This is a genomic window from Embleya sp. NPDC020886 (assembly GCF_044333915.1).
In the GTDB taxonomy this organism is placed as follows: domain Bacteria; phylum Actinomycetota; class Actinomycetes; order Streptomycetales; family Streptomycetaceae; genus Embleya.
In genome coordinates this window covers 23,284-47,755 of the sequence record NZ_JBIRRX010000029.1, presented here as the reverse complement: position 1 = coordinate 47,755, position 24,472 = coordinate 23,284, and the positions used below count along the sequence as shown (strand labels likewise).

27 protein-coding genes are annotated in these 24,472 nt (G+C 72.5%); 18 read left to right on the top strand and 9 right to left on the bottom strand.

The window, feature by feature from the left end:
- Positions 1-86 precede the first annotated feature (86 nt).
- The 5 genes from ACH4U8_RS45150 to ACH4U8_RS45130 all read left to right on the top strand — a co-directional run bounded on the left by ACH4U8_RS45150 (position 87) and on the right by ACH4U8_RS45130 (position 5,095).
- Positions 87-932, top strand: a complete 846-nt coding sequence (locus tag ACH4U8_RS45150; protein WP_360320601.1) for a siderophore-interacting protein — start codon at positions 87-89, stop codon at positions 930-932.
- A gap of 202 nt (positions 933-1,134) precedes the next feature.
- Positions 1,135-2,586 (top strand): M1 family metallopeptidase, encoded by a 1,452-nt coding sequence (locus tag ACH4U8_RS45145; protein WP_395784491.1) that lies wholly within the window; start codon positions 1,135-1,137, stop codon positions 2,584-2,586.
- A gap of 172 nt (positions 2,587-2,758) precedes the next feature.
- Complete coding sequence (locus tag ACH4U8_RS45140) at positions 2,759-4,048, top strand: MFS transporter (protein WP_395784489.1); 1,290 nt, start codon at positions 2,759-2,761, stop codon at positions 4,046-4,048.
- Positions 4,049-4,122: 74 nt separating this feature from the next.
- Complete coding sequence (locus ACH4U8_RS45135) at positions 4,123-4,632, top strand: TetR/AcrR family transcriptional regulator (protein WP_395784487.1); 510 nt, start codon at positions 4,123-4,125, stop codon at positions 4,630-4,632.
- A 34-nt stretch (positions 4,633-4,666) separates the two neighbouring features.
- Complete coding sequence (locus tag ACH4U8_RS45130; RefSeq protein WP_395784485.1) at positions 4,667-5,095, top strand: YchJ family protein; 429 nt, start codon at positions 4,667-4,669, stop codon at positions 5,093-5,095.
- Between the two features lie 5 nt (positions 5,096-5,100).
- Here the strand turns inward: ACH4U8_RS45130 and ACH4U8_RS45125 are convergent, their stop codons facing one another.
- Positions 5,101-5,772, bottom strand: a complete 672-nt coding sequence (locus ACH4U8_RS45125) for a B3/4 domain-containing protein (RefSeq protein ID WP_395784483.1) — start codon at positions 5,770-5,772, stop codon at positions 5,101-5,103.
- Positions 5,773-5,834: 62 nt separating this feature from the next.
- Here ACH4U8_RS45125 and ACH4U8_RS45120 point away from each other — a divergent pair, with 62 nt between their 5' ends.
- Positions 5,835-6,479 (top strand): helix-turn-helix domain-containing protein, encoded by a 645-nt coding sequence (locus ACH4U8_RS45120; RefSeq protein WP_395784481.1) that lies wholly within the window; start codon positions 5,835-5,837, stop codon positions 6,477-6,479.
- Here ACH4U8_RS45120 and ACH4U8_RS45115 read toward each other — a convergent pair.
- Complete coding sequence (locus tag ACH4U8_RS45115) at positions 6,451-7,278, bottom strand: MOSC domain-containing protein (RefSeq protein ID WP_395784479.1); 828 nt, start codon at positions 7,276-7,278, stop codon at positions 6,451-6,453. The two genes, ACH4U8_RS45120 and ACH4U8_RS45115, sit on opposite strands and share 29 nt — an antisense overlap.
- Positions 7,279-7,355: 77 nt before the next feature.
- The gene (locus ACH4U8_RS45110; protein ID WP_395784477.1) at positions 7,356-8,198 is read right to left on the bottom strand and encodes an SDR family NAD(P)-dependent oxidoreductase; all 843 of its coding nucleotides are present in this window, start codon (positions 8,196-8,198) and stop codon (positions 7,356-7,358) included.
- A 118-nt stretch (positions 8,199-8,316) separates the two neighbouring features.
- Between ACH4U8_RS45110 and ACH4U8_RS45105 the strand changes: the two genes are divergently transcribed.
- On the top strand, positions 8,317-9,006 hold the full coding sequence (locus tag ACH4U8_RS45105) for an HAD family hydrolase (protein ID WP_395784475.1): 690 nt from the start codon (positions 8,317-8,319) through the stop codon (positions 9,004-9,006).
- Here the strand turns inward: ACH4U8_RS45105 and ACH4U8_RS45100 are convergent, their stop codons facing one another.
- Complete coding sequence (locus ACH4U8_RS45100) at positions 9,007-9,696, bottom strand: TetR/AcrR family transcriptional regulator (protein WP_395784473.1); 690 nt, start codon at positions 9,694-9,696, stop codon at positions 9,007-9,009. It abuts the gene before it with no gap.
- Positions 9,697-9,896: 200 nt separating this feature from the next.
- On the opposite strand from ACH4U8_RS45100, the gene ACH4U8_RS45095 reads away from it, so the two are divergent.
- Entirely contained in the window at positions 9,897-11,516 is a 1,620-nt protein-coding gene (locus ACH4U8_RS45095) for an MFS transporter (RefSeq protein ID WP_395784471.1), read from the top strand.
- 86 nt (positions 11,517-11,602) lie between these two features.
- Here ACH4U8_RS45095 and ACH4U8_RS45090 read toward each other — a convergent pair whose 3' ends face one another.
- Together ACH4U8_RS45090 and ACH4U8_RS45085 are read right to left on the bottom strand one after the other, a co-directional pair.
- On the bottom strand, positions 11,603-12,454 hold the full coding sequence (locus ACH4U8_RS45090) for a phosphotransferase family protein (RefSeq protein ID WP_395784517.1): 852 nt from the start codon (positions 12,452-12,454) through the stop codon (positions 11,603-11,605).
- A gap of 219 nt (positions 12,455-12,673) precedes the next feature.
- The gene (locus ACH4U8_RS45085) at positions 12,674-13,603 is read right to left on the bottom strand and encodes a Gfo/Idh/MocA family oxidoreductase (protein ID WP_395784469.1); all 930 of its coding nucleotides are present in this window, start codon (positions 13,601-13,603) and stop codon (positions 12,674-12,676) included.
- 200 nt (positions 13,604-13,803) lie between these two features.
- Here ACH4U8_RS45085 and ACH4U8_RS45080 point away from each other — a divergent pair, with 200 nt between their 5' ends.
- Entirely contained in the window at positions 13,804-14,610 is an 807-nt protein-coding gene (locus ACH4U8_RS45080; protein WP_395784467.1) for a hypothetical protein, read from the top strand.
- Positions 14,611-14,633: 23 nt separating this feature from the next.
- The gene (locus ACH4U8_RS45075; protein ID WP_395784465.1) at positions 14,634-15,158 is read left to right on the top strand and encodes an HD domain-containing protein; all 525 of its coding nucleotides are present in this window, start codon (positions 14,634-14,636) and stop codon (positions 15,156-15,158) included.
- Positions 15,159-15,222: 64 nt separating this feature from the next.
- Here the strand turns inward: ACH4U8_RS45075 and ACH4U8_RS45070 are convergent, their stop codons facing one another.
- Positions 15,223-15,966, bottom strand: a complete 744-nt coding sequence (locus ACH4U8_RS45070) for an SDR family NAD(P)-dependent oxidoreductase (RefSeq protein WP_360320556.1) — start codon at positions 15,964-15,966, stop codon at positions 15,223-15,225.
- A 72-nt stretch (positions 15,967-16,038) separates the two neighbouring features.
- Between ACH4U8_RS45070 and ACH4U8_RS45065 the strand changes: the two genes are divergently transcribed.
- Both ACH4U8_RS45065 and ACH4U8_RS45060 read left to right on the top strand, forming a co-directional pair.
- The gene (locus tag ACH4U8_RS45065) at positions 16,039-16,650 is read left to right on the top strand and encodes a GNAT family N-acetyltransferase (RefSeq protein WP_395784463.1); all 612 of its coding nucleotides are present in this window, start codon (positions 16,039-16,041) and stop codon (positions 16,648-16,650) included.
- Between the two features lie 137 nt (positions 16,651-16,787).
- Positions 16,788-17,732 carry an acyltransferase domain-containing protein gene (locus ACH4U8_RS45060; RefSeq protein WP_395784515.1) on the top strand — a complete coding sequence of 315 codons (945 nt, stop codon included), beginning with the start codon at positions 16,788-16,790 and terminating at the stop codon, positions 17,730-17,732.
- A gap of 134 nt (positions 17,733-17,866) precedes the next feature.
- Here the strand turns inward: ACH4U8_RS45060 and ACH4U8_RS45055 are convergent, their stop codons facing one another.
- Positions 17,867-18,391 carry an O-acetyl-ADP-ribose deacetylase gene (locus ACH4U8_RS45055; protein WP_395784461.1) on the bottom strand — a complete coding sequence of 175 codons (525 nt, stop codon included), beginning with the start codon at positions 18,389-18,391 and terminating at the stop codon, positions 17,867-17,869.
- A gap of 97 nt (positions 18,392-18,488) precedes the next feature.
- Here ACH4U8_RS45055 and ACH4U8_RS45050 point away from each other — a divergent pair, with 97 nt between their 5' ends.
- Positions 18,489-19,292 carry an APH(3') family aminoglycoside O-phosphotransferase gene (locus ACH4U8_RS45050; protein ID WP_360320550.1) on the top strand — a complete coding sequence of 268 codons (804 nt, stop codon included), beginning with the start codon at positions 18,489-18,491 and terminating at the stop codon, positions 19,290-19,292.
- 165 nt (positions 19,293-19,457) lie between these two features.
- Here the strand turns inward: ACH4U8_RS45050 and ACH4U8_RS45045 are convergent, their stop codons facing one another.
- The gene (locus tag ACH4U8_RS45045) at positions 19,458-20,066 is read right to left on the bottom strand and encodes a TetR/AcrR family transcriptional regulator (protein WP_395784459.1); all 609 of its coding nucleotides are present in this window, start codon (positions 20,064-20,066) and stop codon (positions 19,458-19,460) included.
- 180 nt (positions 20,067-20,246) lie between these two features.
- Between ACH4U8_RS45045 and ACH4U8_RS45040 the strand changes: the two genes are divergently transcribed.
- From ACH4U8_RS45040 to ACH4U8_RS45020, 5 genes are all read left to right on the top strand, one after another.
- Entirely contained in the window at positions 20,247-21,134 is an 888-nt protein-coding gene (locus ACH4U8_RS45040) for a virginiamycin B lyase (RefSeq protein ID WP_395784457.1), read from the top strand.
- 248 nt (positions 21,135-21,382) lie between these two features.
- Positions 21,383-21,568 carry a hypothetical protein gene (locus tag ACH4U8_RS45035; RefSeq protein ID WP_360320541.1) on the top strand — a complete coding sequence of 62 codons (186 nt, stop codon included), beginning with the start codon at positions 21,383-21,385 and terminating at the stop codon, positions 21,566-21,568.
- A 54-nt stretch (positions 21,569-21,622) separates the two neighbouring features.
- The gene (locus tag ACH4U8_RS45030) at positions 21,623-22,360 is read left to right on the top strand and encodes a hypothetical protein (RefSeq protein WP_380017849.1); all 738 of its coding nucleotides are present in this window, start codon (positions 21,623-21,625) and stop codon (positions 22,358-22,360) included.
- A complete protein-coding gene (locus ACH4U8_RS45025) occupies positions 22,357-23,301 on the top strand; it encodes a DUF6895 family protein (protein WP_360320535.1) in 945 nt (314 codons plus the stop codon). Before ACH4U8_RS45030 ends, ACH4U8_RS45025 begins: the two co-directional genes overlap by 4 nt.
- A complete protein-coding gene (locus tag ACH4U8_RS45020; RefSeq protein ID WP_395784455.1) occupies positions 23,298-24,308 on the top strand; it encodes a serine hydrolase domain-containing protein in 1,011 nt (336 codons plus the stop codon). Before ACH4U8_RS45025 ends, ACH4U8_RS45020 begins: the two co-directional genes overlap by 4 nt.
- Positions 24,309-24,472 lie beyond the last annotated feature (164 nt).

Genomic DNA, 24,472 nt, shown 5'->3' with positions numbered 1-24,472 from the left:
CCGGGGGAACACCCCGCGACCCGTGCTGGTTAGGTTTACCTAACTAGCACGGCAGCAGTCGCCCAGTGCAGGTGAGGAGAACCTCCATGGCCGAACGCCCGGTCCGCAAGACCCGCAAATTGATCGACCTCCAGGTGCGCAGCAGCGAGCGGGTCGGCCCACATCTGGTCCGGATCGTCGCCGGTGGCGACGGATACCGACACTTCACCGACAACGGCTTCACGGACGCGTATGTCAAAGTGCTCTTCCCGCTGCCCGGGGTGACCTATCCCGAGCCGTTCGACATGGAGACCATTCGCGCCGAACTCCCGCGCGAGGACTGGCCGCGCACCCGTACCTACACGGTGCGCGCGCACAACCCGAACACCGGCGAGCTGACCATCGACTTCGTCCACCACGGCGACGAGGGCCTGGCCGGCCCGTGGGCGGCGAACGCCCGCCCCGGCGACCCGCTGCGGCTGATCGGCCCCGGCGGGGCCTACGCGCCCGACCCCGAGGCGGACTGGCACCTGTTCATCGGCGACGAGAGCGCGTACCCGGCGATCAGCGCCTCGCTGGAGCGCCTGCCCGCCGCGGCCAAGGCGATCGCGTTTCTGGAGGTGGGCACCTCCGCCGAGGCCCCCACCGGCACGCTGCCGGCCACCCACCCGGGGCTGGATCTGGACCTCACCTGGATCACCCGCGACGCGGGCCCCGGTCTGCTAGAGGCGCTGCGCACGCTCGACTTCCCCACCGGCCGGGTGCACGCGTTCGTGCACGGCGAGGCCGGCGTGGTCAAGGAGTTGCGCCGACACCTGGTCGACGAGCGCGGGGTCGACCGCACCGACATCTCCTTCTCCGGCTACTGGCGCAAGGGCCGCGACGAGGACGGCTTCCAGGCGGACAAGGCCGCCGAGAAGGCGGCCGAACGCGCCGCCGAACAGCGCGCCTGACCCGCATCCGACAAGTCGGCGGCCCGGGACCCGGCAACGGTCCCGGGCCGCCCGGCGGGTCGGCCGGTCGGGTCTCGCGCGGGATCGTTCACCCGTCCGACCGCCGACAATTGCGGCAAACCCCGGAGCAGGCCGAGCCACCCGGGTGAAAGCGTGCGTCGGGCACTACCGCGAGCGACCGGGCCGGCACAGGGTGGGGCGCATGAGACGTCCACCACACGCCCTCCTCGCCATCGCGACCGCCCTCGTCCTCACCGCGGCCGGTGCGGCCGGCGCGCACGCGAGCGACGCCCGGCCCACTCCCGGCGCATCCGGCATCGGCGACCCACTGCTGCCGCTGAGCGGCAACGGCGGCTACCGCGCCGACCACTACACCCTGGACTTCGACTGGCAGGCGCCCGGCACGGCGTTCCCGGCGACCACCACGATCGAGGCCACCGCCACCCAGGCGCTGTCCCGGTTCGACCTCGACTTCGCGGGCAACACGCTGGGCCGGGTCACGGTCGACGGCAGGACCGCGACGGCGACCCGCGAGGGTGACGAGCTGGTGATCACCCCGGCCCGGCCGCTGCGCAAGGGCCGCCCGTTCACGGTGCGGGTCGAGTACATCGCCGATCCCACCCAGCAGCGGCACCGCGACGACGCGATCGAGACGTTCGGCTGGATCCCGACGCCCGACGGCACGGTGATCTACCCGCAGCCCGACGGCGCCAAGATGATCTTCCCGAGCAACGACCATCCCAGCCTGCGGGCCCGGACCAAGGTCAACATCACCGCCGCCGACGACCTCGTCGCGCTGTCCAACGGCACCCTCACGCACAAGCGCCGGGCGGCGCCGGGCCGCACCCGCTGGACCTACGACAGCCGGCAGCCGGTGGCCGGCCAGCTCTTCCAGCTCGCCGTCGGCAAGTACACGCTGATCGACGGCAAGGCCGCCGACGGCACCCGGCTGCGCGACGCGGTTCCGCCGGACCTGGTCGACCGGGTCGAGCAATACCGCTCGCTGACGCCCCGTCATCTGGCCTGGGTGGAGAGCCGGCTCGGCCCCTATCCGTTCGACAGCTACGGGCTGCTCGTGGCGGACACCGACCTCGGCGTCGCGCTGGAGACCCAGTCGTTGTCCCTGATCCCCAAGGCCGATCTGCTCGGCGACAAGGTCAACGCCGAGCGCAACATGGTGCACGAACTCGTGCACCAGTGGACCGGCGACAGCGTGTCCATGGAGCGCTGGTCCGACCTGTGGCTGAGCGAGGGGCACGCCCGCTACTACGAGCGGGTCTACAGCGAGGAGAACGGCGGCGCCGACATGGAGGCGCTGATGCGCGACGCCTACCGGCAACACGACATCTGGCGCCGGGACACCGGCGCGCCGGCCGAGCCCACCGAGCCCAATCTGTTCAAGCGCATGCGCTACGACGGCTCGGCGCTGGTCCTGTACGCGTTGCGCATCGAGGTCGGCGCGGACACCTTCGCCGCGATCGAACGCGCCTGGACCACCCGCTATCGGGGCCGCGCCGCGAGCACGTCCGACTACATCGAGCTCGCGTCCGAGGTCGCCCATCGCGACCTGGCCCCGTTCCTGAACCCGTGGCTGTACGGCGCGCACACGCCGCCGATGCCCGGCCACCCCGACTGGACCGTCGACCCGGCCTGACCGAACCGAACCACCGACGCGGCGGCCGGGCGCCAGGCCGACCGCCGCGTCGGCAGGTCGCGACGGGGGCCGCCCGCCGAGGCGGAACGGAAAGCGGCTTGGCCCAGCGCACAACCCGTGATAGAAACCGGAACGAACGTCCCACTTTCTGTTTCTATCGACGGGAACTCCCGTGCGCAACCCCTACCGAGACATCTTCACCGCGCCCGGCGCCAAGGGATTCTCGGCAGCCGGCTTCATCGCCCGCATGCCCATCTCGATGACCGGCATCGGCATCGTCACCATGCTCTCCGAACTGCGCGGCGAGTACGGCCTCGCCGGTGCCGTGGCCGCCACGTTCGCGCTGGCCACCGCACTGATCGCACCGCAGATCTCGCGCCTGGTGGACCGTTACGGCCAGAGCCGCGTGCTCGTCCCGGCCACCGCGGTCAGCGTCCTGGCGATGGGCGTGCTGCTGCTCTGCGCGCGCTACGACGCCCCGTCCTGGACCCTGTTCGCCTGCGCAATACCCGCCGGCTGCATGCCCAGCATGGGCGCCATGGTGCGCTCCCGCTGGTTGGTGTTGTACCGGGGCTCCCCGCACCTGCACACCGCGTTCTCGTTCGAGTCCGTCGTGGACGAACTGTGCTTCATCCTCGGCCCGATCATCGCCGTACAGCTCTCCGTCGCGGCGTTCCCCGAGGCCGGCCCGCTGGCCGCGATCGTCTTCTTCACCATCGGCGTGCTGCTGTTCACCATGCAGCGCGGCACCGAGCCCCCGCCGCACCCGCGCGTCGCCGGCAAGAGCACGTCGGTGATGCGCATCCGCGGCCTCCAGGTGCTCGTGGTCACCCTCATCGCGATCGGCGCGATCTTCGGCACCGTGGACGTGGTCACCATCGCGTTCGCCGAGGAGCACGGACAACGCGGCTCGGCGAGCTTCGTGCTGGCCACCTACGCGGCCGGCTCCTGCCTGGCCGGCATCGCCTTCGGCGCCTTCAAGTTCGCCGCCCCGCTGCCCCGGATGTTGCTGATCAGCGTCGGCGTCACCGCCGTAACCATCCTGCCGCTGCTGCTGGCCGCCAACCTGTTCATGCTCGCCGCCACCGTGTTCGTCGCGGGCATGTCGATCTCGCCCACCATGATCCTGACGGTCAGTCTGGTCGAGCGTCTGGTCCCGCCCGCGCGGCTGACCGAGGGCATGACCTGGATCAGCACCGGGATCGGGATCGGCGTCGCGACCGGCGCCTCGCTGTCCGGCATGGTCGTCGACCACTTCGGGGCCCGGGCGGGCTTCGGCGTGGCCGCCGGCGCGGCCCTGCTCGCCGCCGCGGCGGCCGCCGGTGGATACCGTGTGCTGCGCCGCACCGCGCCGCGCGCGACCGAGACCACCATCGTGCACAGCGCGTCGCCGGCCGACGTCGTCCCCGACAGTGCCTCGCCGGCCGACGTCGCCCCCGTACGAGAAGGTGAATCCCACTGATCGAGGAAGCCGTCGACGGCCGCCGGGCCAAGGGCGAACGCCGCCGTCGAGCGCTGATCGAGGCCACCCTGCGGGTGGTCGAGCGCGACGGCGCCGCCGGGGTCAGCCACCGCACCGTCTCCCGCGAGGCGGGCCTGCCGACCAGCGCCTCCACGTACTACTTCGCCGGCGTCGACGACCTGCTCACCGCGGCGCTCACGTCCTGCATGACCGCGGACGCGGTGCACGTGCGCTCGATCGCCGCCGCCCCCGGCGACACCCGGCGCGCGCTGGCCGAACACCTGAACCACATCTGCACCGCGCCCGGCCTGCTGGTCGCCGAGTACGAGCTGTTCCTGCTCGCCGCCCGGCGACCGGAGTTGCGCGAGTCCACCGATCACTGGATGGCCGCGGTCACCGATTTCGCGCGACGCTTCAGCACCGACCCGGTTCGGGTCCGGGTCTTCGTCGGCGCCTTGGACGGCCTGCTCATCCAGGCCCTGCTCACCGACGCGCCGCCGAGCACCGACGAGTGGGAGGCGATGATCCGCGACCTGCTGCCCGGCCCGTGTCTGGCGCCCTCGCCGCCGGAGCGGACCGGGTAGCCGCGACGTGGTCCGGTTGGGCCAGAATCGGGGCATGTCCCGACGCACCGCACGCCCCCGATCGAACGCCGGCCCGGCCGTCACCGCCGGCTCGCCGTGCCCCTGCGGCCTGCCCGACACCTACGGCGCGTGTTGCGGCGCCCGACACGCCGGCTCCCCCGCGCCCACCGCCGAGGCGCTGATGCGCTCGCGCTACAGCGCGTTCGTCGTGCACGACGCGGCCTATCTGCTGCGCACCTGGCATCCCGACACCCGGCCGGAGCGGCTCGACTTGGACGAGCACACCCGGTGGCTGGGTCTGGAGGTGCTCGCGAGCACCGGCGGCGGGCCGTTTCATCAGGAGGGCACCGTCGAGTTCGTCGCGAGCCATCGCGAACACGGCCACCGGGACTCACTGCGCGAACACAGCCGCTTCGTCCGCCACGACGGCGCCTGGGTGTACGTCGGCCCGCTGCCTCGCTGAAGGCTTCAGGCGCCGATCAACCGGCTCTCGATCCGCACCGCCGGGGACAGGTCGCGCAGCCGCCGGGTCAGGTCCTCGCCCGCCTCGTGCAGGGCGTCCATCGTCATCGGCGCCAGCCGCTCGAACAGGAACAGCGCCTCGGTGGTGTCCTCGGTGATCCGGGTGCGCACACACTGGCGCCAGTTCCACCGACGGCAGGTGACGCCCTCGTCGTCGCACCACACCACCTCGCCCGGCACGGGGTGGTCGATCGCGGGCACCCCGGCCTCCAGGACCTCGAACGGCTCGGTGCCCTCGGCGCGGAGCAGGCGGGCCGCGCCACGGTAGCGGGACAGGTCCTCGCCGCCGACCGGCAGCACGTGCCGCACCGAGACCGCGTTGTACAGGTCGACCAGCCGGTTCACCTCGGGCAGCCCGCCGCGCCGCATCAGCGCCTCCACCGAGCAGCGGGTGCGCTGCGGCTTGGCGCCGAAGGCCCGATACGCCTCGCGCCACGCGACCACGTTCGGGTGCTCCTCGGGCGGGGTCTCGGGCAGGAACCGGGTCGCCTCGGCCAGCGCGGCGCGGGAGCCCTCGTCGCTCGGACCGCCCGGCAGGCCGGTGGCGATCAGGGCCAGGACAACCGCGTCGGGGCGCAGCGCGTGCACGGCCGGGTCGATGGTGATGGACGTGAGCACGTTCGGATTCTCCTCCGCGAGCCGGCGGCCCGATCGGGCCACGGTCCACTACAGTGAACCGCATGGAGCAGAATAATGACCCGTCGGCCGATCCCGGTCAAACCGCGGTCAGTCGCGCGATCGCGACCAACGTGCGAGCCGCCCGCACCGCGCGCGGCTGGTCCCTGGAGGCGCTCGCGACACGCAGCGGCCTGAGCAAGGGCGCGCTCGTGGGCGTCGAACAGGGCCGCGGCAACCCGGGTGTGCTCACCCTGGCCCGGATCGCCGACGCGCTCGGCCTGCCCCTGACCGGCCTGGTCGACCGGGCCCCCGCGCCGCTCGTCGAGGTGGCCCCGGCGGGCGCGGGCACCCGCTTGTGGCAGGGCGAACACGGCGGCCACGGCGACCTGTTGATCGGCAGCGACCCGCCGGTCTCGGCCGAACTGTGGCGCTGGACGCTGGCTCCCGGCGACGCGCACGTCAGTGCGGCGCACGGCGCGGGGGTGCGCGAGCTGGTCACCGTCCTCGACGGCACCCTCACCCTGGAAGTGGCCGGCGAACCCGTCCTGGTCCCCGCGGGCGCCGCCGCCCGCTTCGCCGCCGACCGCCCGCACAGCTATCGCAACGAGGCCCCGAGCCCCACCCGCTTCATCGGCGTCGTGCTCCTGCCCACCCGCCCGGACACCACCGCCCGCGGCGCTACAGCTCGGCCGGACCCCACTCGGTGACGACGAGTTCGTCGCCGACCGCCAACCTGCCGGGGCGCAGCACGGCGAACTTGCCGCCGAAGGCCACCCCGCCCCGGGGCGCGCGCCGGTAGTCGGCGAAGGTGCGCAGCGGCTCCGGACCCGCCTTGGCACCGGTCTCCTGGTCCACCATGGTGACCGCGCAACGGATCGCGAGCTTGGCGTAGCCGAGTTCGGCCTCGCCGACCGTGCAGCGGCGGACCCGGTCCTCGGTGTGCGGCTCGACCCAGCCCTCGACCACGACGTTCGGCCGGAAGCGGGTCATCGGCAACGGCGCCTCGCCGCGCTCGGCCAGGCGCGCGTCGAGCAGGGCGAGCGAGGTGCGCGAGAGCACGTGGAGCGGCGAGCTGTCCGCGTAGCCGGCGGTGCCCGGGATCGCGCCGTCGGTCACCCGTTCGTGCTCCGGCGGCACCCGGACCAGTCGGCTGTCCGCGCCGAGTGCGTGCGAGAGCCAGTCGGCGGCCGCGTCGCCCTGGTCGATGCCCCGGAAGGCGCTGTCGAACAGCCGCACGTCGCGCCGCGGGCCGGTGGTGTCCACGTCGATGGTCACCGGGTCGGCGCCCGGTCGGTGCAGGGTGAGGCGTTCGCCGGCGGCGTCGATCTCCGGGCGGATCGGCGCCAGTCGCGGATCGCGGCGCTGGCTGCGGAAGACGCCGTCCGCGTCGACCACCATGAAGGCGCGGTCGTGCGCGAGCCCGGCGGGGGTCAGCAGCGCCCGATCGCACGGCGTGCCGGCACAGCCCTTGATCGGATAGCGGATCAGTTCGACGACGGTGGCCATCGGGCGACCCTATCGACGCCGATGCCACCCGCCGGGGCCGGCCCGGGCGGGTGCGACGACGCGATCGGGCGCGACGCTCACGCGTCCGCCGGGTGCAGTTCCTTCCAGACCCGCTGCGCGAACACCGTTTCGCCCGCGTAGCGATCGGCGTCGGCGGCGGTGGCGAGCCAGCCGACGATCTCGCCGGGGATGTCGGGCGTGGCCGCGGTGAAGCTGGCCTGGAGGTGGCCGCTGGAGCCGCGGGCCTTCTGCGACTCGGTGAGCACGAAGCCGGGGTCGACGTTGAACGCGCGCAGCCCGCGCTCGCGATACTCCGCGTGCAGGACGCCGGCGACCCGCCCGAACGCGGCCTTGGACGCGGCGTAGCCGACGCCCCAGCCGCCCGCGCCCGCCGGCCCGGGCGGATTCAGTCGGGCCGAGCCCGAGGTCATGTTCACGACGTGGCTGCGCGGCTGTTCGAGCAGGTGCGGCAACAGCCGTTGGATCAGCACGAGTTGGTGCAGGTAGTTGCCCACGAGCAGGTTCTGCGCGGCTTCGATCGGCAGGTCGAGGATACGATCCATCGCGCCGGGGCCCTGGTGGATGGCGTTGTTGAAGAGCAGGTCGACCCGGCCCCACGCGTCCAGGGCCGTGTCGCAGGCGTCGAGGATCGAGCCCCGGTCCATCAGGTCCATCCGGATCGGCAGCGCCCGCCGGCCCAGCGCCTCGATCTGCGCGGCGGTCGTCTCCAGGCTGCCGGGGATCGCGAACGTGGTGGGATCCGCCGTGGACGAGGTGGGCCCGCCCCGGCCCTCCCCCTCGCGCACGGTGCGGGCGGTGAGTACCACGTCGTAGCCGGCTCGGGCCAGGGCGATGGCTCCACAACGGCCGATACCGCGGCTGGCTCCGGTGACGAAGGCGACTGGTGTGTGCTGAGGCATGCGCCGACCATGCCGGATTACCTTGACAGAATCCAGTAAATCTTCACGGGAACTCCGCCCGAATTCGCTCCTGCCACCCGCACCGCTCGCGGACGGGGTGCCGCTCTACGCTCCCTTCATGATCAACCCTGTTCGACTCGTCATCTTCGACTGCGACGGCGTCCTGGTGGACAGCGAGCCGATCGCGATCCGCGTGCACGTGGCGTTGGGCGCCGAGCACGGCTGGCCGCTCACCCCGGCCGACGTGATCGAGCGGTTCGTGGGTCGTTCCTCGGTGTCGATCGCGGAGCAGATCGCGGAGCGCGCCGGGGCGGACACCGCCGCCGAGTGGACACGCGGCTTCGAGCGCCTAGCCCGGATCGAGGTGGATCGCGCGCTGAGTCCGGTCGACGGCATCGAGTACGCGGTGGACACACTCGCCGACCTCGGCCTGCCCACCTGTGTGGCCTCCAGCGGCAGTCACGACAAGATGGCGCACACCCTGGGCCGCACCGGCCTCCACGACCGGTTCGCCGGTCGGATCTTCAGCGCGAGCGAGGTCGCCCACGGCAAGCCCGCGCCCGACGTGTTCCTGCACGCCGCGGCCCGGATGGGGGTGGCCCCGGAGCAGTGCGTCGTGGTCGAGGACAGCGTCAACGGCCTGCTCGCGGCCCGCGCGGCCGGCATGCGTTCGTTCGCCTACGCGACGGACCTGATCGCCACGCACCTGCTGGAGGGGCCGGGCACCACCGTGTTCAAGTCCATGCGCGAGCTGCCGGCCCTGATCACCGACTTCACCGGGCCGGCCGGGACGGCGACCTCGCGATGATCAGCGCGCCGCCTCGGCCTCGGCCTCGTCCGAGGCGGCAACCCGGGTGACCACCTCGATCGCCCGGGCGGCCGGCACGCCCAGCGCCACCAGCGAGGCCACCGCCTGGTCCACGGCGGTCACCCGCACGTCCTCGTTCACCGCCTGGAGCAGTGCCACGCACATCCCCTCCAGCGCCAACGCCAGCACCGGCGCCGGCAGGTAGTCGGCGAACACACCGCTGCGCTGCCCCGAGGCGATCAGTTCGATCGAGCGGTCCCGTACCGGAGCCAGCATCGCCGGGATCCCGCCGTCGCCCAGATTGCGCTGGGCGAAGCTGATCAGCAGCCGATATCGATCGCCGCCGCGCCAGGCGGCGAGATCGAAGCGGGCCACCGCCTCCTCGGGCGAGTCCCCGTCCCGCTTGGCGCCCTCGACCGCGCCCAGGATGTCCCGCCGCGCCTCCTCGGCCAGTCCGGCGACCAGCGCCTCCCGGCTGGGGAAGTGGCCGTAGACGGTGCGCCGCACCACACCCGCCGCCCGCGCGATGTCGTCCATCGACGCGTCCGCGTCCCGGATCAGCTCGGTCCGGGCCACCGCCAGGATGCGCTCCCGATTGGACTGCGCGTGGCGCCGGCGCGGCGGCGCGGCGCCCGCCTCCGCGTGGCCGGCCTCGGCCGGAGCCTGTTCGGCTCCCGATTTCGTCTGCATCGCGCATTCCTTCCCGGGGTGACCCGGAGCCTCTCAGAAATCCGCTCCCGGTGGCACCGAACCCTGCGACAAGTGGGCGAATCACCCGATTGACCCGACTCGTTCCAGCATATTTGCACACTGATGTGCAATCAACTAAGTTGCACATCGTTGTGCAATTACTGCGGCTGCGCCGGCCGCCTGCTCCGAAAGGCGTTCCGATGTCCGTATTCGCCACCACGCCGGTCGACCGGATGGACCGGCCGTACTCACGCCGTTGGTGGGCCCTGGGCGTGCTCTGCCTGAGCCTGCTGATCATCGTCATGGCCAACACGTCGCTGATCGTGGCCGCTCCCGACATGACCCGCGACCTGGGCCTGTCCGGCCGCGACCTGCAATGGGTGATCGACGCCTACACCGTGCCGTACGCGGCGTTGATGCTGATCCTGGGCGCGATCGGCGACAAGTACAGCCGGCGCGGCGCGCTGATCACCGGCCTGGTGATCTTCGCGGCCGGCTCGGTCGGCGGCTCGCTGGTGGACTCGACCTCGGGCGTGATCATCGCCCGCGCGGTGATGGGTCTGGGGGCCGCGGTGATCATGCCCGCGACGTTGTCCCTGCTGGTCGCCTCCTTCCCGCGCAGCGAGCGGGCCAAGGCGATCACCGCGTGGACGGCGACCTCGGGCCTGGCGATCGCGCTCGGCCCGCTGTTGGCAGGGTGGTTGTTGGAGAGCCACGCGTGGGGTTCCACGTTCCTGATCAACGTGCCGATCGCGCTGATCGCCGTGATCGCCGCACTGTTCGTGGTCCCGCCGTCGAAGGCGCACGACTACGGCCGACTCGACCTGGTCGGCGGCGCGCTGTCGATCGCGACGCTGGGCTCGTTGGTGTACGCGATCATCGAGGGTCCGCACTTCGGCTGGGGCACGGGTCCGGTGACCGCGCTGGTCGTGTTCGTCCTCGGGCTGGCCGCGTTCGTCGCCTGGGAACTGCGGCACCCGCGCCCGATCTTCGACCTGCGCAAGTTCGGCGAGCGGGTGTTCTCCGGCTCGATGCTCGCCGTACTGCTGTTCTTCCTGGGCACCTTCGGCGCGATCTACTTCCTCACCCAGCACCTGCAGTTCGTGCTCGGCTACACGCCACTGGAGACCGGCGTGCGGCTGCTGCCGTTGGCCGGTGCGGTGTGCCTGGGCGCGATCGCCACCGGGCAACTCACCCCGCGGCTGGGCATGCGGGTGACGGTGACCACCGGCATGGCGCTGGGCACGATCGGCGTGCTGCTGATGACGCGCGTCTCGGACGGCTCCGGCTACGGCGACTTCCTGGCCCCGTTGCTGCTGCTCGGCGTCGCGATCGGGCTGAGCGTGTCGCCGTGCACCGAGGCGATCATGGGTTCGTTCCCGGAGAACGAACTGGGTGCGGGCGGCGGCGTCAACGACACCGCGGTCGAGTTGGGCGGCGCACTGGGCATCGCGATCCTGGGCTCGGTGCTGGCCACCTCGTACGAGTCCGAACTGACCAAGGCCGTCGACGGCAAGCTGCCGCCGGCCGCGATGGACGTCGCGAAGGACTCGATCGGCGGCGCGCTCGCCGCGGCCGAGCAGGTCGGCCAGGTCGCGGGTCCGCAGCAGGCACACGCGCTGGTCCAGGCCGCCGACCACGCGTTCACCCAGGCGGTCGCGCACACCAGCCTGATCGGCGGGATCGTGCTCGCCGCGGGCACGATCCTGGTCGGCCTGATCCTGCCGAACCGCGCCCGCACCCAGGCCGCGCGCGCGGACACGTCGGAGCCGGGCGCGGGCGCCGCCGCGGCGGAGCGGCAGAAGGAGCCGGTGGGCTGAGCTCGCCGCACGGCGGACGGGCGGTCGACCTCGCGTCGACCGCCCGTCGGCGTTCTCCGACCCTCGCGCGTGCCCCGCCGGCCGGGTCAGCCCCTGGGCAGGGTCCGTACCGCGCGCCCCACCCACGCCTCGAAGCGCTGCCACTCGACGATTTCCGGACCGGTCCTCGGCTCCGGCCAATCGAGCAGCGCGTCGCCCGCGTCGAGCAGATCCCAATAGGGATGGTGCTCCTCGGTCCGGCCGGACGCCTTCGCGTACGCGGACAGGAACTCCTCCGCGACGGCCACCCCGTGGCTCAGTGCGAGATTGAGCCGAAACCGCGCCAGGTCGATGCCGCGCGGACCGACGCACCCGGTGGTCCAGTCCACGACGCCGACGATCCGCTCGTCCAGCCACAGGAGTTGCTCGGCGTGGAAGTCGCGGTGGATGAAGCCCGGTGCGGCGTCCGGGGGTTCCTCGGCCAGCGCGACGAACATCCGCTGCCACACGTGCGGGCGCGTGGTCCAGGTCGGCACGGTCCGCGCACCGTCGACCGCGGGGTCGTAGTACGGCGCGTACGCCACCGGATCGGCGGCGGCCGGATCCACCGCGTGCACGGTCGCCAACAACTCGGCCGCGCCCGACAGCAGTACGGCCGGATCGCTCGGCGGCTCGGGCGTGCCCGGCAGCCGCGTGGTCAGCAACGCCGGGGCCGGACCGACCAACCGAGCCGCGATCAACTCCGGTGCGGGCACCGCGGTATCGGCAAGCAGACGCAACACCCGCGCCTCCTGCTCGGGCCGGTACCACGGGTCGGCGGCCAGCCGCTCGGCATGGTGAAACACCCGCAGAACCAGGTCGCCAACGGCGTAGAGCCGGTTGGCCCCCACTCCCATGGGCTCGACCGGGACGTCGCCCACGAGTTCACGCAACCAGGCAAGGGTCTCCCCATCGGGCATCGACACGGACGGCACTCCTCTTCCTCTTTCCTGTTCCGCTTCCTCGGACACGCCTGCTCCGCTCCCCCGCCGCGTCGCTACCCGGACAGTACGTCGGATCCGGAATCGCACACACCGCGTCGCCCCGGCGCGTGGCCGGTGCCGCCCCGGCCGACCGGCGCGACGGATCAGCGGACGTCGGCGTCTGCTCGAACCGAGGCCGGGCGGCGCCCTCCTCGTCTACTCGACCCGTACCGTGCGGCCTTCTCGGCGGGATACCACGCAGGCTTCGGCCACGGCCTGGGCGGCGAGGGCGGCGGGAGCGGGGCAGGGGTTGTCGATGCGGCCGGCGGCCAGGGCGACGAAGGCGGCGAGTTCCGCGCGGTACGCGTCGGCGAAGCGGGTCAGGAAATCGCCCTCGGTGACGCCGCCGCACGCGTGCGTGCCGTGTGTGCCCGCCAGTTCGAGGCGTACGTCGTATCCCGGCTCGTGCCGGCGGCCCGCGTGCGCCGTGCCGAGGGTGCCGTCCGCGAGCCGGAAGAGCACCGCCGACACGTCGACGTCGTCGTGCTCGCGGAAGACCGCCGCGCCGCGGTTCGCGCCGATGGCGGTCACCTCCACGATCGGCAGGCCGGTGACCCACGGCACGATGTCGAAGTCGTGGATGTGCGTGTCCCGGTAGATGCCACCCGAGGTCGGCACGAACTCCGGCGGCGGCGGCCGGCGGTCCACGCTCACCGCGTGCACCCGGGTCACCGTGCCGAGCGTGCCCGCGCGCACCACCTCGCGCGCGGCGAGGTACATCGGATCGAACCGACGCTGGAAACCGACCTGGAGCTCCGCCCCGCGTGCCCGTACGTACTCGACCGCCTCGCGCGCGACCGTCGGGTCGAGCGCGATCGGCTTCTCGCACAGGATCGGCAGCCGCGCGTCCGCCGCCCGGCGCAGCAGCTCCACGTGCACCGCCGTCGGTGCCGCGATCACGACCGCGTCGACCCGGCGGTACACCTCGGTCGACCGGGCCGCCTCGGCCCCGGACCGCGCGGCGAACTCCTCGGCCCGCCCGTGGTCCGCGTCCGCGACCACGACCTGCTCGACCTCCGCCATCCCACCCAGCGCCCGGGCGTGAAACGCCCCGATCCGCCCGACCCCAAGCACGCCGACCCGCATTGTTCCCCTTTCCGACATCCGATCCCGTCGACCCTCCCATCGGGGCGGTCCCACCCGACACCCGGCCCCGCCGCCGATGCCCCGGTACCCCCGAGGCGTCCACCGACGAGTGACACCGGGCAGGGCCGACCGGGTGGCGCCCCCGGACACACCCACCACCGTGCACGAGTAGCTCACGGAGAGCGGGTAGTCGTGGACGAATGACGATCTCCCGACGCTCGCTGTTGCGCACCACACCGATCGCGCTCGCCCTGATCGCCGTGCCCGGCGCCCGGAACGCCTCCGCCGCCGGACCCCGTCCCGGCAACGACGCCGGCAACGCAGCCGGTACGGTCGCAGGCCCCGCCGACGGCACCGCCGGCGACCCGAACACCGTTCCCTTCCAGGGCCGGCCGCCGCTGCCGGTCGCCGTCCCGACCGGCATCGGGCCCGGTTGGGCGGCCGAAATCCCGGCCGAGACAAGCCAGTTGCTGCTGGTCGTCGGCAACAGCCCGGACGGCGACCGCGCCACGGCCTCGTTCTGGACCCGCGACGCAAGCGGTTGGCGCACCGAAGGCCCCCTGCCCGCACGCAACGGGCGGCTCGGCTGGACGCCCGACCACCACGAGGGCGATCTCCGCTCGCCGATCGGCGTCTTCACCCTCACCGACGCGGGCGGCCTGCAACCCGACCCCGGCACTCGGCTGTCCTACGACCGGTCGGACGACTTCGCCGTCGAGGGCACCGGATTCGCCGGAGAGCCGCTCGCCGGCACCTTCGACCAGGTGATCGCGATCGACTACAACCGGGTCCCCGGCACCTCGCCCCTGGACCCCACCCGCCCGCGCGGCGAGGACCTCGGCGGCGGCATCTGGCTGCACATCGACCACGGCGGGCCCACCCACGGTTGTGTGACGCTGCCCGCCGAGGCCCTGCCGGTGCTGTTGCGTGCGCTGGATCCGGCGGCGCACCCGATCGTGGTGATGGGCGACGTGTCGACCCTGGCGCTGGGCGGCCCCGCTTCCTGATGCCGCCGCAGGACTCTTACCCTGTGCGGGTGACCTCCGCCAAGCTTCGTCCGCTGCCCCCCGAAGTGGCCGTCCTCCTGGATCAACTCACGCCCTGTCCACGCCTGGTCGAACACCTGCGCATCGTGCACGACGTCGCCCACCGACTGTGCGACTGGGTCGCGGCGAGCCACCCGGAGCTGGTCTTCGACCGCGACGCGGTGCTGTTCGGCGCCGCCACCCACGACATCGGCAAAACCCTGCACCCGGCGGAGTTGGCCGGGCCCGGTTCGTGCCACGAGCAGGCCGGCTACGACCTGCTGACCGCCCACGGCGTGCCGCCCGCCCGGGCCCGCTTCGCCCGCACCCACGCGGCGTGGGATCCGAGCGATCCGGACGAACTGCTCGTGAGCCTGGCCGACAAGGCGTGGAAGGGCAAGCGGGACGTCGCCCTGGAACAGGCCCTGACCGCGCTGCTCGCGACCGCCTCCGGACGCCCCGATTGGGAGACCTTCCAGGGCCTCGACGACTTCCTGACCACGATCGACGTGGACACACTGCTGCTCTGAACCACCGTCCGCACCACTCGCCGCGGCACAACCACCGGCACCCGACGTCGGCGCCCACCCCGGCTCAGCGCGGCAACCTGCGCCACACCCGCCGCGGCAGCACCCGCATGCCCGCGAACACCGGCTGCAGTACGGCCGGCACCCACACCTCGCCCTTCCCGCGCAACAACGCCCGGATCGTCGCGTCCGCCACCTGGTCCGGGGTGCTGGACAGGGGTGCCGGCGACATGCCCTCGGTCATCCGGCCCACCACGAAGCCGGGCCGGACCAACAGCAGGCGCACCCCGCTGCCCGCGAGCGCGTCGGCCAGGCCGCTCGCGAAGCCGTCCAGCCCCGCCTTGGCCGAGCCGTAAACGTAGTTCGCGCGCCGCACCCGCACGCCCGCCACCGACGAGAACACGATCAACCGACCATGCCCCTGCGCCCGCAACACGGTGGCCAGGTGGGTCAGGACGCTCACGTGCGCCGTGTAGTCGGTGTGCACGACGGCGACCGCATGGGTGGCGTCCAGCTCGGCCCGGCGCTGATCGCCGAGGATGCCGAACGCGGTGACCACGACGTCCAGCGGGCCGTGCCGGGCGATCACCTCGTCCAGCATCGGCCGATGCCCCACCAGGTCGTCGGCGTCGAACTCGATCCGGTCCACGTGCCGGGCACCGGCCCTGCGCAGCAGCGCCTCCTCGTCGTCGAGGTCGTGGCTGCGGCGCGCCGCCAACACGATGGTGCGCGCCCCGCGCGCGGCCAGCCGCTCGGCGACCGCCAGTCCGATCTCGCTGCGGCCCCCGAGGACCAATACGGTTCCACTCACCCGCACAGTCTGCCGGATCCGGCCGGCAGGCCCGCTACCCACGATCCGCCCGGACTCAATAGCCTTGCCTTCGTGACGGTGAACACGAATGCGGCTACCACCCCCGGGACCACGACGGCGGGCACGAGCGCGAACCCGGACGAGTACCGGGACGGCCGCCGGGTCGTGCTGCGGGCGCCGGATTCCGTCGAGCACGCGGTCGAGCCGGTGCATACGATCCTGGCCGAGCTGGTTCTGGGCGGCGCCGCGCTCGGTTGGGTCACCCCGCCGCCGCGTGCCGAGGTGGCCGCGCTGCTCACCGACCTGGCCGAGGCCCAGCGCGCCGGCAACGCGTCGGTGCGGTTCGCCTACGCGGGCGAGGATCTGCTCGGGTTCGGCTACTGGCGCCGGTACACCCGGCCCACCCACCGCCCGAACGCCGATCTGGAGAAGCTCGCGGTGGCCCGGTCCGCGCACGGTCGCGGCATCGGCCGATTGCTCACCGCGGCGCTGATCGAGGACGCCCGCGCCGAGGCGATCGAGATCCTCACCCTCGACGCCCGCGGCGACAACGCGAACGCGTTGCACCTTTACCGTTCGCTCGGATTCGTCGAATACGGTCGGCTGCACGACTTCGTGGCGATCGGCTCGGCCCGCTACGACAAGGTCTTCTGTTCCCTGGACCTGCGGACACCCGGCGCGTGACCGGGTGGCGTGGGACGGCCGGCCGGCGGTGGCGCGGGCGGACCGGGTCCGGGGTGGATGTCGATCGGCGCCGGCCGGGCGACCCGACGCCGGGCGGCGCGCAGGCGCTTCGAGCGGACCCGCGGTTGGCCGCGTGGATGGACGGGTTGGCCGATTTCGCGACCGGCGTCGAGGTGACCCTGCCGGCGGACGACGACCTGGTCGCGGTGCTTTCGGAGCTGGCCGTCCCGCACGAGGACGTCAACGAACTGATGGCGACCCGGGCGATGTTGCTCGCCGATCCCGAACTGCGCGAGGTGTTCGAACGGGCCGTCCGGGCGTTGGTCGCGGGCATCGGCACGGTCGAACAGCACTTGGAGGTCCCGCCGTTGCCGGCCGCATCGGGCCCGGTCGGGCGCTGGTTCCACGTGTTCGTGTTCATCGCGGCACGCCCGTTCGTGCTGGCCTACCATCACTCGCTCGGCATCCCCGTCGAGGTCTCCCGCCGCACCCTCGGCGACCTCGGCCGGCACCTCGCGGTGCACCGGCGGCGGCGCGGCACCGGTGGGTTGCTCGCGCTGCACTGGCCCAAACTGCACTTTCGCGGTGAGCTGTATCAGCTCGGCCGACTGCAGTTCCAACGCTCGTTCCTGTGGGAGCGGGCCGCGACCAGCGCTGTCGAACTCGGTCTGGCCTACCGGCCGCAGGATCCCGCGCTCGCGTTGCACATCCCGGACTTCCACGGGCCGCTGACTCCGGCGGCCTGTGACGATTCGTTGCGTGTGGCCCGTGAGTTCTTCCCGCGTCACTTCCCGACCGAGCGCTACCGGGCGGCGGTGTGCGGTTCGTGGCTGCTGGATCCGCAACTGCGCGAATACCTGCCGGAGCACTCCAACATCGTCCGCTTCCAGCGCCGCTTCCACCTGCCCACCGAGTCGGCCGAGCGCACCACCGACGACACCGCCGCGATCGGCTTCGTCTTCGGCGACCCGGACCTGTCGCCGGAATCCCTCCCCCGTGACACCTCCCTGCAACGGGCGATCGGCGACCACCTGCGCGCCGGCCGGCACTGGCACGTCCGCACCGGCTGGTTCGAACTCTGAGCCCGCCGCCGGGCGTTCGGTCGATGGTTCTTCGATCCGGCATCACATCGTCGTCACGGCCCCCGAACCCACCCACCCACCGGCCGGCCCCGCCCGGGACGAACCCGGGACGCGACACGGCCGTTCCGCCCCGGTCAGCGTGTGGCAGCGGCCCGCGCGGCCTCGTAGGCGGCATGGGTTTCCCGGTCGAAAAGCACGAAGCGGACTTCGTCGAGGGTGGTTCCGGTGTCGAGCACCGTTTCGATCGCGATCGCGGCGGCCTGTTCGAGGGGCCATCCGTGCGAGCCGGTGGAGATCGCCGGGAAGGCGATCGTGGTGGCACCCGATTCCTCGGCCACGCGCAGCGATTCACGATGGCAGGAGGCCAACAGGGCCGGGCCGTCCTCGTCTTCGCCGTGGACCGGGCCGACCGTGTGGATCACCCATCGGGCAGGCAGCGCTCCGGCCGTGGTCGCCACCGCCTCGCCGGTCGGCAGGCCGGCCGGACCGTAGGTCGAGGCGATCAGCTCCTGGCACGCCTCGAAGACGGCCGGTCCGCCGCGCCGGTGCACGGCCCCGTCCACCCCACCACCGCCCGGCAGCGAGGCGTTGGCGGCGGTGACGACCGCGTCCACGTGCTGGTCGGTGAGGTCGCCCAGGACGAGCGTGAGATCCGTCATGGGCTCATCATGCCGCTTCCGGGAGCACCTGCGACCGCTCGGGCGCAGGCGGGGAATTCGCCGGCGGGGCAGGTGGGTCGTAGGTGAGGATGCCGGGATGACGAACGATCTTCGGCGCCGGTTCGCGGCGTATGAGTGGGAGTCGATCACGGTCGGCGCGTCCGGGGCGGGCGTGCATCGGCTGTGCCGGCGGGGCGAGGAGTTCTACCTCAAGATCGGGACGCCCAGCGCGCACCCGGATTCCGGATTCCATCTCGCCGCCGAGGTGGCTCGCGGGCTGTGGGCGGCCGAGCAGGGGATCCCCGTCGCGGAGATCCTCGACCACGACGTCGAGGCGCCGGGCGGCGGCTGGTTGTTGACCCGCGCCGTGCCCGGCCGCTCGGCGGCAGAGCCGTGGCCGGTCGACCGACGTGACGCGGTCGTCGACGCGCTCGCCGACATGGCTCGCGCCCTGCATGAACTCCCGGTCGAGGATTGCCCGTTCGACCGCGGCCTCGCGGTCACCGTGCCCGCCGCCGAACAGGCGCTCGCGGCCGGCCTGGTCGACCTCGACGACCTGGACGAGGACCGCGTCGGACGCACCGAGGCCGAACTCCTGGCCGAACTGGTCGCGACCACACCGGCCGACGAGGACCCGGTCGTCGGCCACGGCGACTACTGCCCGCCCAACATCCTGCTCGACCCGCAAACCCTGCGGGTGACCGGCCTGATCGACCTTGGCCGGCTGGGCCGCACGGACCGCCACGCGGACCCGGCCCTGCTCACCCGCAGCCTCCTCGACGACGACAACGCGCAGTACTCCCCCGCCCACGCGGCCCGCTTCCTGACCCGCTACGACCCACCGGGCGCCCTCGACCCCGAGCGCCTGAAGTTCTATCGCCTGCTCGACGAATTCTGCTGAACACGCATCGGGCGAAGGCCGGTTCGATCCCCGGCCCGGCCCGGGGAGAGCGCGGCCGACCCAGGCAGCCGCGCACGCATCCGCACATCGTCGAGTGGTAGTCGATCAAAGATCTCCTCCGGCCCGTGCTCGACCGGTTGCCTCGGTCCACGGGCCGCTGCCCGCTCACCCCTGTTCGGTTACGAAGACCCCCGCCCGAGCCGCCGCCACCGCCGCGTCGGCCGCGCGCCGCGCCTGCCCGGCGTCGACCGGCTCGTGCGTGATGAACAACCGGTAGTACAGCGAGCCCACGGCCGTGCGCACCACCTCCCCCGCATCGGTACCGACGGGCAACTCGCCCCGGGTCACCGCCCGTTCGACCACCTGCTCGGCCTGCCCGAGCCGGCCCAGCAGGAACCCGTGCAGGGCCTCGGCCGTGGTCGGCTCGTACACCGCCGCGGCCACCAACGCTCGCGCGGTGGGCCCCCGATCGGGGTCCTCGAACCCGCTCACCACCATCGCGGCGATCGCCCGCAGATCACCCTGCACGGTGCCGGTGTCCGGCAGCGGCCACGGCTCCTCCGCCGCCGAGTCCAACGCGTCCGCGGCCAACCCGGCCGCGTTGCGCCAACGTCGATACACCGTGGTCTTGTGCACCCCCGACCGCGCGGCGACGGCCTCCACGGTCAGCCCGTCGAAGCCCTTGTCCGCCAACTCGGCCAACGTGGCCAGCCGCACCGCATCCCGCGTGCGCGCGGTCCGCCCACCGGGCCGCACCCCACCCACGCCGCTCACCGGCCGTCCTCCGATCGCACCGAACCCACCACGATCCACCCCGACATCCGCATCCGCGCCGACCACATGCGAGCCGACCAAAGGCAACCCGGTTGCATTAGCGCCTCCCCATTCGTCATACTCATACTAACGCAACCAGGTTGCATTAACGACAGGACCCCGCTCGACCGAAGGAACCGTATGGCGACCCCCACCGTCCGCGAATTCCCGCTCACCGGACCCGAGTCCGGGCCGTACGCGATCACCCTCGGCCCCGACGGCGCACTGTGGTTCACCCTCGTGCACTCCGGCCGGATCGGCCGGCTCGACCCGGACGGAACGCACACCGGCCACGACCTCGGCGACCCCGAATGCGGCCCGACCGTACTGACCACGGGACCCGACGACGCCCTGTGGTTCACCGAATACAAGGCGCATCGCATCGGCCGGATCACCACCGCCGGCGCGGTGACCCATTTCGACCCGCTCACCCCGGGCTCCGGCCCGTACGGAATCACCGCCGGACCCGACGGCGCGCTGTGGTTCACCGAGACCGTCGCCAATCGCATCGGGCGCATCGACCCGGCCGGCCGCGTCACCGGCTTCGCGCTGCCGATCGCGGACGCGTTTCCGTCCGCGATCACCACCGGCGCCGACGGCGCACTGTGGTTCACCCTGAACGCCGCCGACGCACTCGGCCGAATCACCACGACCGGCGAGGTGACCGTGCACCCACTGCCCACCCGGGGTGCCGCCCCGGTCGGCATCGCGGCGGCCGCGGACGGCTCGTTGTGGTTCACCGAAATCGGCGCGGGCGCGATCGGTCGACTCGACCGCACCGGCGAGTACCGGCAATTCCCGCTGCCGGACCCGCAGTCCCGCCCGCACGCGGTGGCGCTGGACACGGCCGGCGACTGTTGGTTCACCGAATGGGGTACCAATCGGGTCGGACGACTCGCCGGTGACGGCACTCTGACGGAGTACGACTTGCCGACCCCCGGAGCCGAACCGCACGGCCTCGTCCAGGGCCCGGACGGCGCGATCTGGGTCGCCCTGGAGGTCGGCGCACTGGCCCGAATCACTCCCTGAACGACCGGAAAACGCCCTGGTGAGCGCCGATTCACCCGGTCACGGCGAACTCCGCGAACACCCCCGGTCCGACCCTCGGCGGACCCGCCGCACTCCCCGAATGCGCCCTGTCACGCGCCCGCGCGCAACGCGCGGACAAGACACGCGACCCCTTGTCAAATGATGCAAATCGGCCTGAAAAGTGCCTATGGTCGAGACACGGGGGCATCGTCGAGCCCGGCGATGAAGTCACGATGAGGGAGCACCCGATGCTTACCCAATACATCCGTCAGCCCGCGGCGGCCACGCCGACCCAGGCCGGTACCGTCGCGACGCTCATGATCGAGGAGGAGACGACCATCAGTGACGCGCCGCTGTTCGCACCCGAAGACTTCGGTGGCGGACTCCTGGTGCTTGGCTTGCTGTTGTCGCCGAAGCCCCCGAAGGAGCGCTGAACCGGCTCGGATGTCCTTGACATCACCGGTACCGACGGGAAGTTGATCACACAAATGCCCTTCGCCGACACCTCGCCACACGAGGACTACACGGCGGCGGTCGAGCGAGTGGCAGGCCGTGCCCTCGGTGTCCTCATGGACGCCGAGGGCACGGTCGTGCCCGCCGGATTCGCCCCCGCCGATCCTCGCTTGGCCGAACCCCACGACCCCGACGCCGACTTGCCCGGCCTGCGTGTCCTGGGCTCCGACGCACTCGCCCCGCACGTACTGCGCGGCACGCCGCTGCCGACCGACCAGGTCGAGGCCGCCGCCCGCGCGTTCGCCGTGTTCCCGCCCGACACGCTGGGTGCCTCGCCCGAGACCGCGTGGATCATCACCTGGCGCGACTGGGCCACCGCCCACACGCTGACCCGCTTCGGCCTGGCCATGGACGTACCCACGCCGGGCGACGGCGCACAGGTCGCCGACGCGTCGACCTGGCAGTCCTGGTCGGTACGGATGGCCCAACTCTCCTCCCTGGCCCTGCCCGGCCTGGACGGCCCGATCCACGCCGCGGCGCGGCGCAACGCCGAGTCACTGGCCCGCGGTGTGGTGCGCGCGATGTTGCGCCGCGACTACCGCACCGCCGCCCGAATCGCCCGCTGGCTCGCGCTGTTGGCCGCCGACGGCGTCGCCTTCCCCCTGGAGTTGGACCCACTGCTGCGGCACGTGCGCCTGTTCGGCGGCGGCAGCACCCGCACCGTGCTGGACACCCGTATCGCCCAACACGTCACCGGACTGGAGGACTCATGACCGGGGGACTCGCGCGCGGTGACGTGCTCAAGACCGCCCACACGATCGGCTCGCGGGCCCTGCGCTGGTTGCACGACAACGCGCGGTTCGGCCCGTTGCCCACGCACACCGTGGTCGACTTCAACGACCAGGACAGCGCGTACAAGCCGCTCGGCGAAATGGCGTTGGCCTGCTCGCTGGTGCTGCGCGAGGGCGTCGCCGGGCCCGGTGACCTGGCCGCCGCCCGCGCGTTGGTCGAGTTCGCGTGGGGACAGTTCCGCGACGGGGACTTCCTGTACGAACGCCAGGTTCGGCACCCGTTGGTGACCGATCCGCTGGAGACGTACGCGCACTTCGTCCGGGCCGGCATCCGACACGAGCGGATGGATCGTCTGCTGGCGCATCTGAGCGAGCTGCGGTCGGTGCACGCGATCGAGATGATGCCCAACCGCCGACTCGCGGTGGCCAACGCGAGTCGGGTCGCGGGGTTGACCCATCGACCGGACTGGCCCGCGCTCGCCGCCGATACATGGCTGGGGATGACCCCCGAGCCGTGGGTGATCGACTGGATGACCGCGTACCACATGACGCACGCGGTGTTCCACATCACCGACTGGGGGGCGCACCCCGAGCTGTTGCCCACCGAGATCCGCGACTACCTGCGGGTGTGGTTGCCGGTCTGGGTCGACGTGTGGGCCGAGGTCGCCCAATACGACCTGGTGGGCGAGTTGTTGATCGTCGACGCGTGCCTGGCCGAACCGGTGTGCGACGCCCAGGGCTGGCAGACCCTCGCGGCGGCGCAACACCCCAGCGGACTGCTCCCGCGCGACGCGGACCCGGTGGACGAGGATCCGGAGCGGGCGTTCAAGGACCACGAACACACGGCGGTGGTGGCGATCGTGGCCGGCACCGTCACGCTGGCCCGTTCGTTGGGCACCGCGCCCGCGCCCACACTCGGGTGAGCGACGCGTACGCGGCGCCGATCGTGCCGCTGCTGCGGGCCACCCCGGCGTCGAGTGCGCTCGTGGTGGCCACCATCCGGGCGGGGGAACCCTCGGTGGTGTGTCGCGGGTCGGCGGTGGACGCGGACTCCCGCTTCGAACTGGGCTCGGTGACCAAGACGTTCACCGCGCTGTTGCTCGCCGACGCGGTCGCGCGCGGGGAGGCCCGGTTGGACGATCCGCTGATCACCTACCTGCCGCCGACCGCGCGACCGCGCTGGTCCTCGAACGTCACGCTGCTGCACCTGGCCACGCACACCTCGGGACTGCCCCGGCTCCCGCGCGGTTCGCTGCGCACGGCGCTGCCGGCGTGGTACTCGAATCCGTACGCGGGCTACGACGAGAAGCGGCTGTTCGCGCTGCTGGACCGGGCTCGGCCACACGCGCGTCCGGGCACCCGGGTGTGCTATTCGAACCTGGGCGTGGGCCTGCTCGGGCACGCGCTCGCGCGGGCCGCCGGGCAGCCCTACCCGGATCTGCTGGTCGCCCGACTGGGTGTGCCGCTGGGCCTGACGATGACCACGTGCGACCCGAACGGGCCGCAGGTGACCGGGTATCTGCACGGCCGGCCGCGACCGCCGTGGCGGATGCCGGGGCTGCCGGCGGCGGGGGCACTGCGCAGCACCGGGACGGACCTGACCCGGTATCTCGCCGCGCACCTGGCGCCGGCCGACGTGCAACCGGCCACGCTCGCCGAGGCGTTGGTCCGGGTGCGGCAACCGCGGTTGATCCCGCCGCACTCCGACGATCGGCTCTGTCTGGTCTGGAACCTGCGTCCGCGCACCGGGCACGATCTGATCTTCCATGGTGGAGCGACGCGCGGCTTCAGCGCGTTCGTCGGTTTCAGCCCGCAGGCCGGGGTCGGGCTGGCGGCACTGGTGAACACTGCGGCGGGGCCGCGGGCACCGTTCGTCCAGGTCGCCTACGAATGCCTGCGCGACCTCGCGGCGACGGCGATGGCGGACTGAACCCGAACCGGCGCGCCGGGTATCGAGGTTCGAAGGCACGGGCGGGTGTCTCGGCACCGGCGGCGGGATCCGGTCGTGTCCCGGACAGCCGGGAACGCGGCTCGAACTCCGCTGCCCGGCCGAGCGATCGGTGTACCCGGCCGGGCCGCCGGCCACGTCCCGGC

Coding starts and splice junctions, on each gene's coding strand:
- ACH4U8_RS45150 (WP_360320601.1), top strand. CDS start 87: ATGGCCGAACGCCCGGTCCGCAAGACCCGCAAATTGATCGACCTCCAG.
- ACH4U8_RS45145 (WP_395784491.1), top strand. CDS start 1,135: ATGAGACGTCCACCACACGCCCTCCTCGCCATCGCGACCGCCCTCGTC.
- ACH4U8_RS45130 (WP_395784485.1), top strand. CDS start 4,667: ATGTCCCGACGCACCGCACGCCCCCGATCGAACGCCGGCCCGGCCGTC.
- ACH4U8_RS45120 (WP_395784481.1), top strand. CDS start 5,835: ATGGAGCAGAATAATGACCCGTCGGCCGATCCCGGTCAAACCGCGGTC.
- ACH4U8_RS45115 (WP_395784479.1), bottom strand. CDS start 7,278: ATGGCCACCGTCGTCGAACTGATCCGCTATCCGATCAAGGGCTGTGCC.
- ACH4U8_RS45110 (WP_395784477.1), bottom strand. CDS start 8,198: ATGCCTCAGCACACACCAGTCGCCTTCGTCACCGGAGCCAGCCGCGGT.
- ACH4U8_RS45105 (WP_395784475.1), top strand. CDS start 8,317: ATGATCAACCCTGTTCGACTCGTCATCTTCGACTGCGACGGCGTCCTG.
- ACH4U8_RS45100 (WP_395784473.1), bottom strand. CDS start 9,696: ATGCAGACGAAATCGGGAGCCGAACAGGCTCCGGCCGAGGCCGGCCAC.
- ACH4U8_RS45095 (WP_395784471.1), top strand. CDS start 9,897: ATGTCCGTATTCGCCACCACGCCGGTCGACCGGATGGACCGGCCGTAC.
- ACH4U8_RS45090 (WP_395784517.1), bottom strand. CDS start 12,454: ATGCCCGATGGGGAGACCCTTGCCTGGTTGCGTGAACTCGTGGGCGAC.
- ACH4U8_RS45085 (WP_395784469.1), bottom strand. CDS start 13,603: ATGCGGGTCGGCGTGCTTGGGGTCGGGCGGATCGGGGCGTTTCACGCC.
- ACH4U8_RS45080 (WP_395784467.1), top strand. CDS start 13,804: ATGACGATCTCCCGACGCTCGCTGTTGCGCACCACACCGATCGCGCTC.
- ACH4U8_RS45060 (WP_395784515.1), top strand. CDS start 16,788: ATGGACGGGTTGGCCGATTTCGCGACCGGCGTCGAGGTGACCCTGCCG.
- ACH4U8_RS45055 (WP_395784461.1), bottom strand. CDS start 18,391: ATGACGGATCTCACGCTCGTCCTGGGCGACCTCACCGACCAGCACGTG.
- ACH4U8_RS45050 (WP_360320550.1), top strand. CDS start 18,489: ATGACGAACGATCTTCGGCGCCGGTTCGCGGCGTATGAGTGGGAGTCG.
- ACH4U8_RS45040 (WP_395784457.1), top strand. CDS start 20,247: ATGGCGACCCCCACCGTCCGCGAATTCCCGCTCACCGGACCCGAGTCC.
- ACH4U8_RS45035 (WP_360320541.1), top strand. CDS start 21,383: ATGCTTACCCAATACATCCGTCAGCCCGCGGCGGCCACGCCGACCCAG.
- ACH4U8_RS45030 (WP_380017849.1), top strand. CDS start 21,623: ATGCCCTTCGCCGACACCTCGCCACACGAGGACTACACGGCGGCGGTC.
- ACH4U8_RS45025 (WP_360320535.1), top strand. CDS start 22,357: ATGACCGGGGGACTCGCGCGCGGTGACGTGCTCAAGACCGCCCACACG.